Below are 16,452 nucleotides of genomic sequence, written 5' to 3' on the forward strand. Positions count from 1 at the left end.
CAATCCATCCGCCCTGGAGTCTGTCCGTGATCACCGCCTCCGGTATCGAGCTGCGCGCCGGTGCGCGCGTCCTCATCGAGAACGCCACCTTCCGTGTCGCCAAGGGCGACCGCATCGGCCTGGTCGGCCGCAACGGCGCCGGCAAGACCACCCTCACCAAGTGCCTGGCCGGGGAGGGCCAGCCCGCCGCCGGCGCCATCAGCCGCTCCGGCGAGGTCGGCTACCTGCCGCAGGACCCCCGCACCGGCGACCTCGACGTCCTCGCCCGCGACCGTGTGCTGTCCGCGCGCGGCCTCGACGTACTGCTCCGCAAGATGCGCGAGAACGAGGAACGCATCGCCACCGGCAGGGGCGCCACCCGCGAGAAGGCGCTCAAGCAGTACGAGCGGCAGGAGACGGAGTTCCTCACCAAGGGCGGGTACGCCGCCGAGGCCGAGGCCGCCACCATCGCCGCCGCGCTCAACCTGCCCGACCGGGTCCTCGGCCAGCCCCTGCACACCCTCTCCGGCGGTCAGCGCCGCCGGATCGAGCTGGCCCGCATCCTGTTCTCCGACGCCGACACCCTGCTGCTCGACGAGCCGACCAACCACCTCGACGCCGACTCGATCGTCTGGCTGCGGGACTACCTCAAGACCTACCGCGGCGGCTTCATCGTCATCAGCCACGATGTCGACCTGGTCGAGACGGTCGTGAACAAGGTGTTCTACCTGGACGCCAACCGCTCCGCGATCGACGTCTACAACATGGGCTGGAAGCTGTACCAGCAGCAGCGCGAGGCCGACGAGAAGCGCCGCCGGCGCGAGCGGCAGAACGCCGAGAAGAAGGCCGCCGCGCTCAACGCCCAGGCCGACAAGATGCGCGCCAAGGCCACCAAGACGGTCGCCGCGCAGAACATGGCCCGCCGCGCCGAGAAGCTGCTGTCCGGTCTGGAGGAGGTGCGCCGGTCCGACAAGGTCGCCAAGCTGCGCTTCCCCGAGCCCGCGCCGTGCGGCAAGACCCCGCTCACCGGCGAGGGCCTGTCGAAGTCGTACGGATCCCTGGAGATCTTCACCGACGTCGACCTGGCCATCGACAAGGGCTCCCGGGTCGTCATCCTCGGCCTGAACGGCGCCGGCAAGACCACGCTGCTCCGCCTGCTCGCGGGCGTGGAGCAGCCGGACACCGGCGCGGTCGTGCCCGGCCACGGCCTCAAGCTCGGCTACTACGCCCAGGAGCACGAGACCCTGGACGCGGACCGCACCGTCCTGGAGAACATGCGCTCGGCCGCCCCCGACATGGACCTCGTCGAGGTCCGCAAGGTGCTGGGCTCCTTCCTGTTCTCCGGCGACGACGTCGACAAGCCGGCCGGAGTCCTCTCCGGCGGCGAGAAGACCCGGCTCGCCCTCGCCACTCTCGTCGTCTCCGCGGCCAACGTCCTCCTGCTGGACGAGCCCACCAACAACCTCGACCCCGCCAGCCGCGAGGAGATCCTGGGCGCGCTGCGCACCTACCAGGGCGCCGTCGTGCTGGTCACCCACGACGAGGGCGCCGTCGAGGCGCTCCAGCCGGAGCGGATCATCCTGCTTCCGGACGGCGTGGAGGACCTGTGGGGTTCCGACTACGCGGACCTCGTCGCCCTCGCGTGACCGCAGGCGTGATCCACCGTGATCCACGGGGGATGGATCATTCGGCCCATCGGTGATCCACCATCTGTGTGAGATCGCCTCGTACCGAGGTGTGTCCTCCACCGATCTTCCGGCCGAGCCCTCCGTCCCCGAGGGCTCGGCCGCCTCACGTCACTGACCAGGCAGTTCGCGGAGGGACCCGTTCAGCGGTACGCCGTAGCGGGTGCGGAATCTCCGCTTCCGGATGTGGGGACGTGCTCCTGTCGTCACAACCCTGTCGCACGGACCTTGCCGAATGGGTGGCCATGAAGCCCGGAAGGGGTGATCATGAGGAGACCAGAGCGCACTTCCCATGAGGAGGCACGGGTGGCCGAGACTCTGAAGAAGGGCAGCCGGGTGACCGGCGCCGCGCGCGACAAGCTCGCGGCAGACCTGAAGAAGAAGTACGACGCCGGTGCGAGCATCCGGGCGCTGGCCGAGGAGACCGGCCGCTCGTATGGCTTCGTGCACCGCATGCTGAGCGAGTCGGGCGTCACGCTGCGTGGGCGTGGCGGGGCGACCCGGGGCAAGAAGGCCGCCTCGGCCTGACCCTCCGGGCGGCCCCACGACGTGAGGGTGGCCACCCGGCCGGTCGCGAGGTCGACCGGGTGGTTACTGTGCAGTCACTTACGGATGTCCGGATACGGCATCCGCTCCTGACCGCACCCCTCGGAGGCGCCCCATGGCTTCGCTCGACCCGGTACTCGACAAGGACGGCGTCCGGCTGACCGTCGACGACGCGATCGCCACGGTCACGCTGACCAACCCGGCCAAGCGCAACGCGCAGAGCCCCGCCCTGTGGCGGACGCTCGCCGAGGCCGGGCGGTCGCTGCCGGGCTCCGTCCGCGTGGTCGTGCTGCGCGGCGAGGGCAAGTCCTTCTCCGCCGGCCTCGACCGGCAGATGTTCACGCCCGAGGGCATCGAGGGCGAACTCTCCTTCGTCGACCTCGCGCGCGGGGGCGACGCCGAACTCGACGCTGCCATCGCCGAGTTCCAGGAAGGCTTCACCTGGTGGCGGCAGAGCGACATCGTGTCGGTCGCCGCCGTCCAGGGCCACGCCATCGGCGCCGGATTCCAGCTCGCCCTCGCCTGCGACCTGCGCGTCGTCGCCGACGACGTGCAGTTCGCCATGCGCGAGACCAGCCTGGGCCTGGTCCCCGACCTGACCGGCACGCACCCGCTGGTGTCGCTCGTCGGCTACGCCCGCGCGCTGGAGATCTGCGCCACGGGCCGCTTCGTGCAGGCCGAGGAGGCCGTCCGCACCGGCCTGGCCAACCTCGCCGTCCCCCCGGACCAGCTGGACGCCGCCGTCGGCGACCTCGCCACGGCCCTCCTCGCCGCCCCCCGCGACGCCCTCATCGAGACCAAGGCGCTGCTGCGGGGCGCCCAGGACCGCACCTACGAGGACCAGCGCGCGGCCGAACGCCGGTCCCAGGCACGCCGCCTGCGGGACCTGGCAGGCCTGGGAGACTGACCCGCCCGGGCGGGTCACCCCCGCCGGGCCCTTCCACGGGACGGCCGGCAGCCGCCACGCCCCGCGCCACCGGACCGGCGGGCGGCTCCCGCCCGCCGGTCCGTCATTCCACCGCCGTCACCAGCACCGCGACCGTCGGCCGGTCCGGCAGCGCCGCGTCGACGGCGGCACGGACCGCGCGGGCCACCGCCGCGGGCTGATGGCCCGCCCGGACCGCGAGCTCCACGCGGACATGGCGGCGCGGCAGCGCGGCGACGGCCGGGCGGGGGCCCTCCCCGATGTGCACGGCACGGCCGAGCCCGCCCGGACCACCGAGCAGACCGGTCAGCCGGGCCACCCCCGTGACCCCGAGCGCCGCGGCGGCGGCCCGCGACTCGTCGTCGGAGGCCTCCGGGGCCGCGGAGGCCTCCTCCCCGGCCCTGCCACCCCCCGGAGGCGAGGCCGGACCGCCGGACCGGTCGCCGCCCGGTGCGGAGCCGGCCGCCCCGCTCCGGGCACCCCCGGGCGGAGCCGTGCTCCGGGCCCCGCCGCCCCCGGGCCGGGCCGCGCCCTCGGCCTCCCCGGCCTCCCGCCCGCCCGCGGGCGCCTTCGGGCGGCTGTCGCCCGGACGGGGGGCGGCCGGAAGCGGCCCGCCGTCACCCGGACGGGTGTCCGCACCGGCCGGGCCCGACGCGGGCGGCGCCGCGTTCTCCGCGTTCTCCGTGTTCTCCGTGTTCTCCGTGTTCTCCGTGTTCTCCGTGCTCGCAGGGCGCTCCGGATACGCCCCGTCCTCCGGGCGCGCCGGGTACTTCCCGGAGCCCTCCTCCCACACCGCCGTCACCCGCAGGTCGACCTCCGTCACCGTCAGACCCACGGCGTCCCGGGCGGCCGCCGCGAGCGCCGTACGCAGCCGGGACGCCGACCCCATGAGAGGCTCCGCCGTACTCGCCGCGAAACCGGCGGTCACCCGCAGCGGTCCCGGCGGCAGCCCGCTCGGCGGCGCCGGCACCACCGGCTCACCGGCCGCGCCGGGATCGGCCGGGCCGATCCGCAGCTCACCCAGCCGCACCCCGCCGACAGCGTCCACCGCCCGCCGCAGCACCCGCCGCGCCGCGCTCTCGGCGATCCACGCCCCGTCCGCCGCACCGCCCAGCGGGAGCAGCCTGCCCAGACGCAGCTGCTCCCGCACCGCCCTGCCGACACCAGCCGGCATCCCGTCCGGCGGCGCCACGCGCCGCCCCTGTCCGCCGGTCCGTTCCTCCGCCGTCATCACCCCAGCCTGCCGCACAGCGGGCGCGACATCCGCAAACCCCACTTACCGTGGTCGGAGGACGACGACCGGAAAGGACGTACGGCGATGACCGAGACCACGGACCGGAACCGGACGCACACCTCCGACGGCGAGCAGGACTCGCCCGTACAGACCCGCAAGCCCACCCGGCGCGGCGGCGGCGCCCCCGCCACCCGGGGGCGCACCACCATCGCCGACGGGGTGGTCGAGAAGATCGCCGGCCTCGCCGCGCGGGACGTCGTCGGCGTCCACGCGATGGGCAGCGGCATCAGCCGCACCTTCGGCGCCGTACGCGACCGCGTGCCCGGCGGCGGCTCCAAGTCGGTGACCCGCGGCGTCAAGGCCGAGGTCGGCGAGGTGCAGACGGCGCTCGACCTGGAGATCGTCGTCGACTACGGCGTGTCGATCTCGGACGTGGCCCACGCCGTCCGGGAGAACGTCGTGGGTGCCGTGGAGCGGATGACCGGCCTCGAAGTGGTCGAGGTCAACATCGCGGTGAGCGACGTGAAGCTGCCGGACGAAGAGGAAGAGGAGCCGGAGCCCAGGATCCAGTGATGTGCGGGCGGCCGCACGGCCGCGCCGCCGAGGGGAGCGCACCATGAGCATGGCCGTGGTCGGCATGATCGCCGGAATGGCGCTGGGGTTCGCCGGATACTTCGGCGGCTTCGGAGCCTTTCTGCTGGTCGCCGCCCTGGGCGCCGTCGGGTTGGCCGTCGGCCGCTTCGTCGAGGGGGACTTCGAACTCGGCGACTTCTTCCGTCCGCGCGACGACCGCCGGCGGTGACGCCGGTGAACCAGGCGACGGGCGAGCCCGCCGCACCACCGGCCCCGGCACCGCCGCGCGAGCGCGGGGCGACCCGGATCGCCGACCGCGTGGTGGCCAAGGTCGCCGCGCAGGCGGCCCGCGAGGCCCTCGGACCCCTGCCGCGGGACGCCGCGGCCCCGCACGCCAACGTCGTCGTGCGCCAGTCCCGCGACCCCGCCTCCGCGGCCGAGCACGCCGCGCACATCCGGGTCCACCTGGAACTCGCCTACCCCGCCGACATCGGCGCCCGCTGCCGCACGGTCCGCCGGCACGTCACCGAGCGGGTGGGCGCACTTGTGGGGATGGACGTCCCCGAGGTGGCCGTCCAGGTCGAGCGGCTGCACCCGGCGTCCGGGCCCGGCACCGCCCGGGGGAGGATCCGATGACCGAGCCCGGCCGGGCAGACCCCGACGGCGGGGGGCCGGTCCTCGACCGGCCCCCCGCCGCCCCCGCCCCTCCCGGCCCGCCGCCCGTACCGCTGCCGGGCACCGCACCGGCGGCCCGCCGCTTCTGGTCGGCCCGCCGCGTGCCCGCCGCCGTCACCGCGCTGCTCCTGCTGGGCCTCGCGGGACTCTTCCTCTACGACGTCGCCGCCGTACGGGCCGGCCGGGAGGCCATGACCTGGCGCCGCGAACTGGCCGACCAACTCGCCGAACGGCCCCTGGACGACACCTGGGTCCTGGTCGGGGCGGGCGTCGCCGCGGCCCTCGGCCTGTGGCTCGTGCTGCTCGCCGCCACTCCCGGCCTGCGCGAACTGCTGCCCATGCGGCGCACCGACGCCGAGGTGCGCGCCGCGCTGGACCGGGCCGCCGCCGCGATGGTGCTGCGCGACCGTGCCATGGAGGTCTCGGGCGTGCAGTCGGTGCGGGTGCGGGCCCGCCGCCGTCGCGCCGACATCCGGGTGGTCGCGCACTTCCGCCCTCTCGACGACGTACGGCAGGACCTCGGCATCGTGCTCGACGAGGCGGTACGGGCGCTCGGACTCGCCCGCCCGCCCGCACTGTCCGTCCATGTGCGGCGGCCCGGAAGGAAGGGGTGAGGCGCGGATGCTCACCACGGTCAACCGCGTCCTCCTCGGCGTCCTCGGCCTGGTGCTCCTCGCCCTGGGCGGCTCGGTCCTCGCCGTGGGCCTGGGCGCCGCCCCGCCCTCCTGGTGGATCCACGACTCGCGGCACGACGTCCTGCTCGACGACGCCGAGCGCACCCGCTGGCGGGACGACGCCTGGTGGTGGCCCGCGGTCATCGCCGTCCTCGCCGTCCTGCTGGCGCTCGCCCTGTGGTGGCTCGCCGCGGTGCTGCGACGCCGCAGGGCGGCCGAGATCCTGGTCGACACCGGCGACGGCGCGGGCGCCGTGCTGCGCGGCCGCGCCCTGCAGTCGGCACTCGGCACGGAGGCGGGCGCCCTGGACGGCGTCGCCGGGGTCCGGGTCCGCCTCACCGGGCGCCGGACCGCCCCCCGGGCCCGGATCCGCCTGCTCCTGGAGCCCCACGCGGACCCGTCGACGACCCTGCACCGCCTGACCGGAGAGGCACTGGCGCACGCCCGCGACTCGGCCGGCCTGGCCGCGCTGCCGTCGGAGGTCCGCATGAGATCGGTGCAGCACCCCGCGGAAAGGGTCAGCTGAGACGGTCCGTGCCGGGTCCCGGTCCGGCGCGTCCGGGGCCGCGTCACCGGTCCGGGACCGCTTCTCCACGGCCCCGGGCGCTTCCCCGGTCCGGCCCTTGCCTCCGGACGCCGCCTCCGGTCCCGGTCCGGCCCTTGCCTCCGGGCCCCGCGGCGACTCCCGCGGTGACCGCCGGACCCGCTCCGGCCCGCCCCGGCCGCCGCCCCGGCCCCGGTCCCGGGCCAGGCCGGCCGAGGCCTCAGAACCCGTGCCGCATGCCGCCGTCGACCGGCACCATGATGCCGGTCAGGTAGGACGCGGCGGGGGACAGCAGGAACGCCGCGGTCCGGCCGAACTCCTCCGGCGTGCCGTAGCGGCGCAGCGGAATCCGCGCCTCGTTGGCGGCCCGGGTGGCCTCGGGGTCGGCCGAGAGGCCGTCCAGTTCCCGCACCCGGTCGGTGTCGATGCGCGCCGGCAGCAGCCCGACCACACGGATGCCGCGCGGCCCCAGCTCGTCGGAGAGCGACTTGGCGAAGCCCGCCAGCCCCGGCCGCAGCCCGTTGGAGATGGTCAGTCCGGCGATCGGCTCGTGCACCGAACCCGACAGCACGAAGGCGATGACACCGCCCGGCTCCAGCGCGGCCGCGGCCGCCCGGGCGAGCCGCACCGCTCCGAGGAACACCGACTCGAAGGCTGCCTGCCACTGCTCGTCCGTGGTGTCGGCGACGAACCCCGGGGGCGGCCCGCCGACGCTCACGAGCACCCCGTCGAACCGGCCGAAGTGCTCGCGCGCCGCGCCGATCAGCCGCTCCGCCGCCTCCGGATCGGCGTTGTCGACGGCCACGCCGACCGCATCCTCCCCCAGCGCGTCCGCGGCCGCACGGGTCCGTTCCCCGTCGCGGCCGGTCAGCACGACCTTCGCCCCGTCCGCCAGCAGTTCCCGCGCCGCCGCGTGGCCGAGCCCCCGCGTGGCCCCGGTGACGACGTACACCCGGTCCTTCAGTCCAAGATCCATGACGCCTATCCTGCCGGGTCCTGCCCGAACAGGGCGAGTGCCGTGTTCACCAGGCCGAGGTGGCTGAAAGCCTGCGGGAAGTTGCCCAGCTGGCGGCCCTCGTCCGGTGCGTACTCCTCCGCGAGCAGGCCCACGTCGTTGGTGAGCCCGGCCAGCCGGTCGAACAGCTCGCGCGCCCGGTCGTGGCGGCCGGTCAGATGCAGCGCCTTCGCCAGCCAGAACGAGCAGGCCAGGAACGTGCCCTCGGTGCCGGGCAGCCCGTCCACGCCAAGGTCCCCGGTGCCGTAGCGGAGCAGGAAGCCGCCCCGGTCCAGCTCGGCGCTCACCGCGTCGACCGTGCCGACGACGCGCGGGTCCTCGGGCGGCAGGAACCCGACGGACGGGATGAGCAGCAGGGCGGCGTCCAGCCCACGGGAGCCGTAGTACTGGGTGAAGGTGTTCCGTTCGGGGTCGTAGCCCTCGGTGCACACCTCGCGGTGCACCTCGTCCCGCATGGCGCGCCAGCCCGCCAGGTCGCCCCCCAGGTCCGGGTTCTCCTCCAGGGCCCGTACCGCGCGGTCGGCGGCCACCCACACCATCACCTTCGAGTGGACGAAGTGACGGCGGGCGCCGCGCACCTCCCACAGCCCTTCGTCCGGCTGCCGCCAGTGCTCGCGCAGCCACTCCATCAGGGCGCACTGGATGGCCCAGGCATGCCGCTCGGAGGGCAGGCCCTCCCGCCGGGCCAGGGCCAGAGCGTCCATGACCTCCCCGTACACGTCGAGCTGAAGCTGCTTCACCGCGGCGTTGCCGAGGCGTACCGGGGCCGAGCCGCCGTACCCGGCCAGCCACGGCACCTCCGTCTCGGGCAGCCGGCGCTCGCCCGCCACGCCGTACATGATCTGGAGGTCCTCCGGGGAGCCGGCCACCGCGCGCAGCAGCCAGTCGCGCCAGGCGACGGCCTCCTGGTGGTAGCCGGCCGTCAGCATGGCGCCCAGGGTGAGGGTGGCGTCGCGCAGCCAGCAGTAGCGGTAGTCCCAGTTGCGCACGCCGCCCATCTCCTCCGGCAGGGAGGTGGTCGGGGCGGCGACGATCCCTCCGGTGGGCCGGTAGGTGAGGGCCTTGAGGGTGATCAGGGAGCGCAGCACGGTCTCCCGGTGCGGGCCGCGGTAGCGGCATCGGGCGGACCAGGCCTGCCAGTCGGTGACGCTCGACTCCAGCGACCGGTAGGGGTCGACGAGCGGGGGCCGGGGCTCGTGCGAGGGGTGCCAGGTCAGCACGAACGCGACCCGCCGGCCTGCGGACACGGTGAACTCCGCGTGCGTGGCGAAGTCCCTGCCCCAGGTGTGCACCGGCGGCTCGCTGCGCAGCCACACCGCGTCCGGGCCGGCGACGGCGATGCGGTGGCCGCCCTCGTTGCGCATCCAGGGCATGACCGAGCCGTAGTCGAAGCGGATGCGCAGGGTGCTGCGCAGGGTGACCCGGCCCCGCAGCCCCTCGACGATGCGGACCAGGTCGGGGGCGCGGTTGCGCTGGGGCATCAGGTCGGTCACCCGGACCGCCCCGTCCTCGGTCTCCCAGTCGGTGTCGAGCACCAGGGTGCCGGGCCGGTAGGCGCGGCGGGCGCAGGTGCCGCCGGCCCCGGCGTCCTCGGGGGCGATCCGCCAGTGGCCGTCGTCCTCGTCGCCGAGCAGCCGGGCGAAGCAGGCGCCGGAGTCGAAGCGGGGCAGGCACAGCCAGTCCACGGAGCCGTCCCGGCCCACGAGCGCGGCCGTCTGCTCGTCGCCGATCAGGGCGTAGTCCTCGATGCGGTGGTGCACGGAACCCGGGTTCCCCTCAGGCGGGAGGAGGCAACCAGGAGCGGGGCCGGGCGGGTGACGCCGGTCCGGCGAGGGGCCCGCCCGCACCGGGGTGCGTCCGCTACACCGTCACGGGCTCGTTCCCGGCGGGCGGCCCGTTCTCCGCGGGCGGCCCGGCGCCCGCGGCGGCAGCGGCAGCCGACTCCCGGCGGTCCCGCAGCTCGCGGCGGACCAGCACGCACCAGCCGATGGGGACGCCCGCGCAGAACAGCCACCACTGGACGGCGTACGCCAGGTGCGGGCCGATGGCGTCGTGGTCGGGCGCGGGAACCGGCTCGGGGGAGTCGCCGCGCGGCGCGGGCGCCACCAGTTCGACGTAGCCCCCGAGGACCGGCGAGCCGAGCCGGTCCTCGGCCTGCCCGCTGCTGATCAGCATGACCTGCCGGTCAGGCAGGCCCCGTACGTCCTTGATGCCGCTGCCCGCCGTCGTCTCGTCGGGCATCAGCCGGCCGGTGACGGTGAGCTCGCCCTTCGGCGGTGCCGGGATGCGGGGGAACTCGGTCTGCGCGCCGTCCGCGGGAATCCAGCCGCGGTTGACCAGCAGCACCGTGCCGTCGTCGAGGACGAAGGGCGTCAGGACGTGGAAGCCGACCTTCTCGTCGGCGTTCGTACGGCGGCGTACGACGACCTCGCGGGCCGGGTCGAAGCGGCCAAAGGCCGTCACCCGGCGGTACCGGTCGGCGTCCCGCACCGTGGCACCGGGCTCGGTGAGCGACTCGGCGGGGACCGGCCTCGCGGCGAGCGCGTCGCCGATCGCCCGGTTCAGCGCGACCCGGTGCTCATGGCGGTGCAGCTGCCAGAAGCCCAGCTCGATCATCGTCGGAACGAGCGCGACGGCGACGAGGGTGAGGATCACCCACTGCCGGGACAACAGGAAGCGGAACACCCCACGACGGTACATCGCGGGCCACGGGGTGTTCCCGGAGGGGGTCTCCACCGGCGATCGGCCGGCCGGCCGCTCCTCGCACCCGGCTGCTCACGCCCGGTCGACGATCCCCGCCTTCCCTTCCGCGCGGGCGCAGTGGGCGCCGCAGTACCAGTGCCCCTCCACGTCCACGCCCTGGCCGATGATCTGCACCCGGCAGTGCTCGCAGATGGGGGCCATGCGATGGATCGCACACGAGAAGCAGTCGAACACGTGCACGGCGCCCTGCGCGTGCACCTCGAAGGTCATTCCGTAGTCATTGCCGCATACTTCGCATCTCGCCATAGGTCACAGCGTGAGCCGTCCTCCCCGGCCAGGGCGAGCGGGCACCGGGCGAGTCGCCCGCCCGTCACCCGTCCGCCCGGTCCCGGGCCCCCGCCCGGACCGCCTTCCCCCACGGGCGCGGGGAGCCGGCACGACCGACCTCGGTCCACGGGGATCCCCGCGGATCCATGTGGAACGCCGTAGACCTCTGCGGATCCACCTGGCTCCACAGCGATCCGTCTCGGTCCGCGTCGGTCCGCGTCGGTCCGTGTCGGTCCGTGTCGGTCCGTGTCGGTCCGTGTCGGTCCGTGTCGGTCCGTCCCGGCGCCGTCTCGATCCGTCCCGGCCGGCCAGGACGGTCCGTGCCGGGGCGACGTCCGGCCACGGCACACCCGGCCCGGGCCTCAGTGCCCGGCCGGCCCGTCGTCCGCCGGTTCCACATCCCGCAGCAGCTGCCCGAACGCGGCCTCGTCCACCACGGGTGTGCCGTACTGCCTCGCCCTGACCACCTTCGAGGTACCGGAGCCGGGGTCGTTGGTGACCAGCAGACTGGTCAGCCGGGAGATGCTCGTGGCCACGTGCAGCCCCGCCTCGACCGCCCGGTCCTCCAGCAGCTCGCGTTCGACGGAGGTGTCACCCGAGAAGGCGACCCGCATGCCCTGTTTGAGCCGTCGGCCCTCCTCGTAGCGGCCGGGGTTGGGGTACGGGCAGGCGGGCCGCCTGCGGGAGGGGCGCCAACCTCCCGCCCGGTAGCCGCCGTAGCCGCCCTGCCCTCCGGAGCCGCCGGCGCCGCCCGCCTGGCGGCCGATGCGCGGCGCCGGCCGGTCCGCCCACTCCGTCAGCGGACGGCACTCCTGCAGCGGGAGGCGCACGCTGCCCGCCGCCGCAGCACGCAGGCTCGGGCGGAACGCCTCCGCCAGCACCCGCGCGTCGTCGAGCGCGTGGTGCGCGCGCTGCTGCACGACCCCGAAGTGCGCGGCCAGCGACTCCAGCTTGTGGTTCGGCAGCGGCAGGTCCAGCTCCTTGGCCAGCGCGATGGTGCACAGCCGCTGCCGCACCGGCGCCTCGCGGCCGGCCCGCGCGTACTCGCGGGCGATCATCTGCCAGTCGAAGACGGCGTTGTGCGCGACGAGCACCCGGTCCGCGAGCCGGCCGGCGAACTCCGCGGCGATGTCGGCGAACAGCGGTGCTCCGGAGAGCGCCTCGCTGGTCAGCCCGTGGATCCACACCGGGCCCGGGTCCCGCTCCGGGTTCACCGGCGAGTACCAGTGGTCCTCGACCTCGCCGCGTGCGTCCAGCCGGTACACGGCCGCCGACACGATCCGGTCGTCGCGGGCCAGGCCGGTGGTCTCCACGTCAACGACCGCGTATCCACGGGGATACGCGGCCGGCCACGATGTGGGGGAGGACGCTGCGGTCGTGCGGTCTTCGAGCATGGTCACTGAGGATACGGGCCGGGACCGACAGCGCGGACCCCAGGCGGCCTGTCGCCGCGGCCCGTTCGGTGCGCGGGTCGATCCCCGTGCGCCCCGCGGACGGGTGACATCCTCCGGATGTGACCCAACCCACGCACGACGAGGCCCACGGCACGCTCGGCGAGCGGCTCAACTGGCTCCGCGCGGCGGTGCTCGGCGCCAACGACGGCATCGTCTCCACGGCCGGCCTCGTCGTCGGCGTGGCCGGTGCCACGGACAGCCGCGCCGCCCTGCTGACGGCGGGCCTGTCCGGGCTGCTGGCCGGCTCGATGTCGATGGCCGCGGGCGAGTACGTGTCGGTGTCCACCCAGCGCGACTCCGAGAAGGCGGCCCTGGCGCAGGAGAAGCGGGAGCTGAGCGAGCAACCCGAGGCCGAGCTGCGGGAGCTGACCGACCTTCTGCACGAGCGCGGCCTGTCCCGGGACGTCGCGCGCGAGGCCGCGGTGCAGCTGACGGAGCGGGACGCGCTGCGCGCACACGCGCGCGTGGAGCTCGGGATCGACCCGGACGCGTTGACGAACCCCTGGCACGCGGCCTGGGCGAGCTTCCTCGCCTTCACCGCCGGGGCACTGCTGCCGCTCCTCGCCATCGTCCTGCCCCCCGCCGGCTGGCGCCTGCCCGTGACCGTGCTGTCCGTGCTGGCCGCCCTGTGCTGCACCGGCTGGAGCAGCGCCCGCCTCGGCGCGGCCGCTCCGGGCCGTGCGGTGGTGCGCAACGTCGGCGGAGGCGCCCTGGCGATGGCGGTCACCTACGCGGCCGGAGCACTCCTCGGCGCGGCCGGTGTCTGAGCCCCGCTCCGGCACCCGCCCCCGCTCCGGCCGGCCGGGAGCTCCGCGCGCGTCGCCGGCCGCGCGGCGTACGGCGGAACGCCGCGGCCAGGGCGCGGCGGGCGGTCGTCGCGGCGGCCGGCACCGGACCGTCCCTGCGCACGGCCGTCGGCATCACCCGGGACGGCGGCGCCGTCGGCTTCGTCAGTGTGCCGCCCGGCCGCGGCACCGGCCCCGAGCCCGCCGTGCTGTTCGACCCGGACATCGCGCCGCGCGGCGGCGTCGCCCCCGTGCGCGTCCACCTCCCCGGGCTGCTCCCTGACGCGCTGGACGGCCCCCTCGCCCCCTCGCCCGTGTCCGACCTGACGACCGGTCTGGAGGACCTGCGCGGGGGATACAAGGCGACGGATGCGGGCACCGCCCCCAAGGCCCCGGTCGCGCTCCGACCCTCACCAGCGGATCGGCACCGGCAGCGCAGTCAGCAGTCCGGACACCGCGACCACCGCACCCAGCACGGCGACCTCGGCCCGCGCGGGGGAGCAGGCGGCCAGCGGGTCGGCGGCGCGGCGCAGCCGGAACCGCGCCCACAGCGCGAGCACCGCGACGGCCGTCACCAGCAGCACCTTGGCCAGCAGCACCCGACCGTAGGCGGTCGTCGTCAGCTGGTCCAGCACCGTGTCGGGGGGCATCCGCCGCAGCGTGCTGCACACGCCGGTCGCGGTCACCCCGGCCAGCAGCACCGCCGCCACGCGCGCGTAGCGCCCCAGCAGCGCCACGCCCGCCGGTTCCCGCACCCCGCCCCACCGGCGCAGCAACCGCAGCGCGTACGTCAGCCCGCCGACCCACAGCGAGGCACACAGGAGGTGCACGAGGGTCAGGGCGGACCCGGTGAGCGGGCCCTGCTCGGTCACCGGATGGGCGCGCAGCGCCTCCGCGGCCACCACCGCGGCCAGGGGCCACACCTGGGTGCCGGGGCGCCGCGACAGCGCGCACAGCCCCGCCGCGGCGAACGCGTTGACCTCCAGCAGCGCCAGCAGGCCGTCCCGGGACGCGTACAGCCCGCCCAGGTCGATCTGCGCGGGGCTGCTCGGCACCAGGTTGCCCGTCGCCACCACCGACGCCAGCCCCAGGGCGGCCGTGAACCCGGCGGCCGCCGCCCACGGGGCCCAGCTGGGCGGCCGGTGCGCCGGCGCGCCCGGTGTCCGGCGGGCCAGCCGGTCCACGAACAGCTCGCCCGCCGGGACGGCCAGTGCGGCGAACACCACCGCGCGCAGCAGGGCGATGCCCTCGGTGCCGGGCGCGGCGGCCTCCCCGCTGCCGTGCAGGGCGGCGGACGGCCCGAGCAGCGGGACCAGCGCGGCGAGTACGGCCAGCACCAGCACGGCGACCGCCCGGGCCAGGCCGGCCCGCCCCACCGGGCCGCCCCGTCGTCGCCGCGCGTCCGCCGTCTCACTGCCGGGCCGTGTCAACGTCACCCCAAGATCTTCACCAGTGGGTACAGATCCGGGCAAGTCAAGAGGAACGAACGGCGGGACGGCAAGGGGCCGGGCGGGGAGGACCCGCCCGGCCCCGAGAGGGAGTCCGGCCCGTCGGCGTTTCAGCGCCGTACGGACGTGTCGCCGTACCGCCTGCGCCATACGGCCTACCGCCTACCGCCTACCGCGGTGCCGCCGTCGCGGTGCCGCCTCCCCACGGCGTCGCGGCCCCGCCGTGCGGCGGTGTCACCGTCCTACCACTTCACCGCGTCCAGGGCGTTGACGATGCCGTGGCCGTAGAAGCCGTTGGTCCGGCGGCCGCCGACGCAGGTGGCGTCCTGCACCCCGTCGCCGTTCTGGTCGTAGGAGTCGGGGCAGCCCGGGTTGTCGGCCTGCGCCTTGAGCATCGCCTGCAGCGCGGCCGGCGACGCCCACGGGTGCTTCGACTTCAGCAGCGCGGCGACGGCCGAGGCGTGCGGCGCGGCCATGGAGGTGCCCTGCAGGAAGCCGTAGCTGTTGTCCGGCAGTGTGGACAGCACGCGGCCGTTCTTCGACGGGGTGTCGGGGATCTGGTACCGGCTGTCGCCACCCGGCGCGGCCACGTCCACGACGCCCCTGCCGTACGAGGAGTAGAACGACTTCTGGTTCAGCACACCGGTCGCGCTGACGGTGACCACACCCGGCAGCTGGGTCGGCACGTCGTAGCAGACGTGCGGGTCGATGGTGCGCTCGACCGCGGTGGAGTCGTCGGGGCTGGAGTCGTCGACGATCGCGTCGGAGTCCAGGTCGTCGTTGGAGTTGCCGGCCGAGGCCAGGCTCAGTGTGCCCTTGCGCTGCGCGTACCGCTGGGCCCGGTTGAGGGAGTCGACGATCGCCTTCTGGTCCGGGTCGTCCATGCAGTTGTACAGCCACGGGTCGACGTAGTAGCTGTTGTTGGTGATCTCCACGCCGTGGTCGGCGGCGAACACGAACGCGCAGACCACGCTCTCGGGGTAGAACAGCCCGCTCTCGTGGTCGGTGACGTTGATGCTGGACACCTTCACGCCCGGGGCGACCCCGGCGACACCGATGCCGTTGCGGGCGGCGGCGATCTCGCCGGCCACGTGCGTCCCGTGGTAGTCGCCGCTGGTGTACGGCCGCCACGCGCCCTCGCTGGTGTCCGCGACACCGCCGTCGCAGTTCGCGGACTGCGACCGGGAGAAGTTCGGCGCGATGTCGGGGTGCGTGTCGTCGACGCCGGTGTCGATCACGGCGACCGTGACGCGCCGGCTGCCGGGGTTGATCCGGGAGGCCTTGTCCGCGCCGATCGCCCTGAGGTCCCACTGGTCGGCTTCGAGGGGCTCGGCGCCGGGGGCGGCGGCGGCCTTCGTGCGCGCGGCCTGCTCCGCGGTCAGGTACTCCACGGCGCCCTCGTCGGTGGTGCCGGCCGGCGTCAGCGGCGCCGTCCGGGTCGCGCCGGCCGACTGCACGCCGCGGACCTTGCGTATCTGCCGGCCGAAGTCCGGGTTCGACGAGTGGACGACGATCACGCCGATCTTCTCGTACGCGATCACGACGGAGCCGTCGGCCGCGGCTATCGCCTTCTTCACCGACCCGATGGTGTGACGGTCCGTCTTCGTGTTGACCACGTAGGACAGCTTCGGCGCGTCCTGCGCCCGGACCGCGGACTCCGAGGCCGGGGCCGCCGAGGCGGTGGCCGGCAGGAAGCCGAGCGAGGCGGTCAGCGACAACACGACGGGCACGGCCAGGGCGAGTCGGCGCCGGGAAGGCAGATGAGCCATGGGGTCTCCACATCATCCTCAAACGGAACCGCCCGAGGCACGGGGTGCCGTTCGGGCAGGTACATGACGGGGTGGTGCAGGGCTGAAGCTATCCCTCGATCTCCCTGGCCAGCAAC

At 75.0% G+C, this 16,452-nt stretch carries 17 protein-coding genes; 9 read left to right on the plus strand and 8 right to left on the minus strand.

Annotation, left to right across the window (positions count from 1 at the left end):
• Positions 1 to 26: 26 nt before the first annotated feature.
• From AC5K6T_RS06865 to AC5K6T_RS06875, 3 genes are all read left to right on the plus strand, one after another.
• Positions 27 to 1,625 (plus strand): ABC-F family ATP-binding cassette domain-containing protein, encoded by a 1,599-nt coding sequence (locus AC5K6T_RS06865; protein WP_493206518.1) that lies wholly within the window; start codon positions 27 to 29, stop codon positions 1,623 to 1,625.
• Between the two features lie 345 nt (positions 1,626 to 1,970).
• A complete protein-coding gene (locus AC5K6T_RS06870; protein ID WP_018567695.1) occupies positions 1,971 to 2,192 on the plus strand; it encodes a helix-turn-helix domain-containing protein in 222 nt (73 codons plus the stop codon).
• 133 nt (positions 2,193 to 2,325) lie between these two features.
• Entirely contained in the window at positions 2,326 to 3,117 is a 792-nt protein-coding gene (locus AC5K6T_RS06875) for an enoyl-CoA hydratase/isomerase family protein (protein ID WP_493206521.1), read from the plus strand.
• Between the two features lie 103 nt (positions 3,118 to 3,220).
• On the opposite strand, the gene AC5K6T_RS06880 is transcribed toward AC5K6T_RS06875, so the two are convergent.
• Positions 3,221 to 4,366: a hypothetical protein gene (locus AC5K6T_RS06880; RefSeq protein WP_493206523.1), complete on the minus strand. Its 1,146-nt coding sequence runs from the start codon at positions 4,364 to 4,366 to the stop codon at positions 3,221 to 3,223.
• A gap of 87 nt (positions 4,367 to 4,453) precedes the next feature.
• Here AC5K6T_RS06880 and AC5K6T_RS06885 point away from each other — a divergent pair, with 87 nt between their 5' ends.
• The 5 genes from AC5K6T_RS06885 to amaP are packed head-to-tail and all read left to right on the plus strand — an operon-like array spanning position 4,454 to position 6,817.
• Positions 4,454 to 4,942, plus strand: a complete 489-nt coding sequence (locus tag AC5K6T_RS06885; protein ID WP_493206524.1) for an Asp23/Gls24 family envelope stress response protein — start codon at positions 4,454 to 4,456, stop codon at positions 4,940 to 4,942.
• Between the two features lie 43 nt (positions 4,943 to 4,985).
• Positions 4,986 to 5,171, plus strand: coding sequence for a hypothetical protein (locus AC5K6T_RS06890; RefSeq protein WP_493206526.1), 186 nt, complete (start codon positions 4,986 to 4,988; stop codon positions 5,169 to 5,171).
• A complete protein-coding gene (locus AC5K6T_RS06895) occupies positions 5,168 to 5,578 on the plus strand; it encodes an Asp23/Gls24 family envelope stress response protein (RefSeq protein ID WP_493206528.1) in 411 nt (136 codons plus the stop codon). The genes AC5K6T_RS06890 and AC5K6T_RS06895 overlap by 4 nt, the downstream gene beginning before the upstream one ends.
• Positions 5,575 to 6,231 carry a DUF6286 domain-containing protein gene (locus tag AC5K6T_RS06900; protein ID WP_493206529.1) on the plus strand — a complete coding sequence of 219 codons (657 nt, stop codon included), beginning with the start codon at positions 5,575 to 5,577 and terminating at the stop codon, positions 6,229 to 6,231. The genes AC5K6T_RS06895 and AC5K6T_RS06900 overlap by 4 nt, the downstream gene beginning before the upstream one ends.
• Positions 6,232 to 6,238: 7 nt before the next feature.
• Positions 6,239 to 6,817 carry an alkaline shock response membrane anchor protein AmaP gene (gene amaP / locus AC5K6T_RS06905; RefSeq protein ID WP_493206531.1) on the plus strand — a complete coding sequence of 193 codons (579 nt, stop codon included), beginning with the start codon at positions 6,239 to 6,241 and terminating at the stop codon, positions 6,815 to 6,817.
• 238 nt (positions 6,818 to 7,055) lie between these two features.
• Here amaP and AC5K6T_RS06910 read toward each other — a convergent pair whose 3' ends face one another.
• The 5 genes from AC5K6T_RS06910 to AC5K6T_RS06930 form a co-directional block, all read right to left on the minus strand.
• Positions 7,056 to 7,811: an SDR family oxidoreductase gene (locus tag AC5K6T_RS06910; protein ID WP_493206532.1), complete on the minus strand. Its 756-nt coding sequence runs from the start codon at positions 7,809 to 7,811 to the stop codon at positions 7,056 to 7,058.
• A 5-nt stretch (positions 7,812 to 7,816) separates the two neighbouring features.
• Entirely contained in the window at positions 7,817 to 9,610 is a 1,794-nt protein-coding gene (locus AC5K6T_RS06915; RefSeq protein WP_493206533.1) for a glycoside hydrolase family 15 protein, read from the minus strand.
• A 100-nt stretch (positions 9,611 to 9,710) separates the two neighbouring features.
• The gene (locus AC5K6T_RS06920; protein WP_493206535.1) at positions 9,711 to 10,535 is read right to left on the minus strand and encodes an SURF1 family cytochrome oxidase biogenesis protein; all 825 of its coding nucleotides are present in this window, start codon (positions 10,533 to 10,535) and stop codon (positions 9,711 to 9,713) included.
• Between the two features lie 90 nt (positions 10,536 to 10,625).
• Positions 10,626 to 10,859 carry a hypothetical protein gene (locus AC5K6T_RS06925; protein ID WP_493206536.1) on the minus strand — a complete coding sequence of 78 codons (234 nt, stop codon included), beginning with the start codon at positions 10,857 to 10,859 and terminating at the stop codon, positions 10,626 to 10,628.
• Positions 10,860 to 11,242: 383 nt separating this feature from the next.
• On the minus strand, positions 11,243 to 12,274 hold the full coding sequence (locus AC5K6T_RS06930; protein ID WP_493206538.1) for a DEDDh family exonuclease: 1,032 nt from the start codon (positions 12,272 to 12,274) through the stop codon (positions 11,243 to 11,245).
• 119 nt (positions 12,275 to 12,393) lie between these two features.
• Here AC5K6T_RS06930 and AC5K6T_RS06935 point away from each other — a divergent pair, with 119 nt between their 5' ends.
• Complete coding sequence (locus AC5K6T_RS06935; RefSeq protein WP_493206540.1) at positions 12,394 to 13,101, plus strand: VIT1/CCC1 transporter family protein; 708 nt, start codon at positions 12,394 to 12,396, stop codon at positions 13,099 to 13,101.
• A 428-nt stretch (positions 13,102 to 13,529) separates the two neighbouring features.
• Here AC5K6T_RS06935 and AC5K6T_RS06940 read toward each other — a convergent pair whose 3' ends face one another.
• Both AC5K6T_RS06940 and AC5K6T_RS06945 read right to left on the minus strand, forming a co-directional pair.
• On the minus strand, positions 13,530 to 14,555 hold the full coding sequence (locus AC5K6T_RS06940) for a CopD family protein (RefSeq protein ID WP_493206542.1): 1,026 nt from the start codon (positions 14,553 to 14,555) through the stop codon (positions 13,530 to 13,532).
• Between the two features lie 254 nt (positions 14,556 to 14,809).
• The gene (locus tag AC5K6T_RS06945) at positions 14,810 to 16,336 is read right to left on the minus strand and encodes a S8 family peptidase (RefSeq protein ID WP_493206543.1); all 1,527 of its coding nucleotides are present in this window, start codon (positions 16,334 to 16,336) and stop codon (positions 14,810 to 14,812) included.
• Positions 16,337 to 16,452: the final 116 nt, after the last annotated feature.

This window comes from Streptomyces sp. B8-7 (assembly GCF_058833805.1).

Excerpts from the sequence above, each read along its gene's own strand:
- AC5K6T_RS06875 (WP_493206521.1), top strand. The coding sequence starts at position 2,326 with ATGGCTTCGCTCGACCCGGTACTCGACAAGGACGGCGTCCGGCTGACC.
- AC5K6T_RS06880 (WP_493206523.1), bottom strand. The coding sequence starts at position 4,366 with ATGACGGCGGAGGAACGGACCGGCGGACAGGGGCGGCGCGTGGCGCCG.
- AC5K6T_RS06885 (WP_493206524.1), top strand. The coding sequence starts at position 4,454 with ATGACCGAGACCACGGACCGGAACCGGACGCACACCTCCGACGGCGAG.
- AC5K6T_RS06890 (WP_493206526.1), top strand. The coding sequence starts at position 4,986 with ATGAGCATGGCCGTGGTCGGCATGATCGCCGGAATGGCGCTGGGGTTC.
- AC5K6T_RS06900 (WP_493206529.1), top strand. The coding sequence starts at position 5,575 with ATGACCGAGCCCGGCCGGGCAGACCCCGACGGCGGGGGGCCGGTCCTC.
- amaP (WP_493206531.1), top strand. The coding sequence starts at position 6,239 with ATGCTCACCACGGTCAACCGCGTCCTCCTCGGCGTCCTCGGCCTGGTG.
- AC5K6T_RS06910 (WP_493206532.1), bottom strand. The coding sequence starts at position 7,811 with ATGGATCTTGGACTGAAGGACCGGGTGTACGTCGTCACCGGGGCCACG.
- AC5K6T_RS06925 (WP_493206536.1), bottom strand. The coding sequence starts at position 10,859 with ATGGCGAGATGCGAAGTATGCGGCAATGACTACGGAATGACCTTCGAG.
- AC5K6T_RS06930 (WP_493206538.1), bottom strand. The coding sequence starts at position 12,274 with ATGCTCGAAGACCGCACGACCGCAGCGTCCTCCCCCACATCGTGGCCG.
- AC5K6T_RS06945 (WP_493206543.1), bottom strand. The coding sequence starts at position 16,336 with ATGGCTCATCTGCCTTCCCGGCGCCGACTCGCCCTGGCCGTGCCCGTC.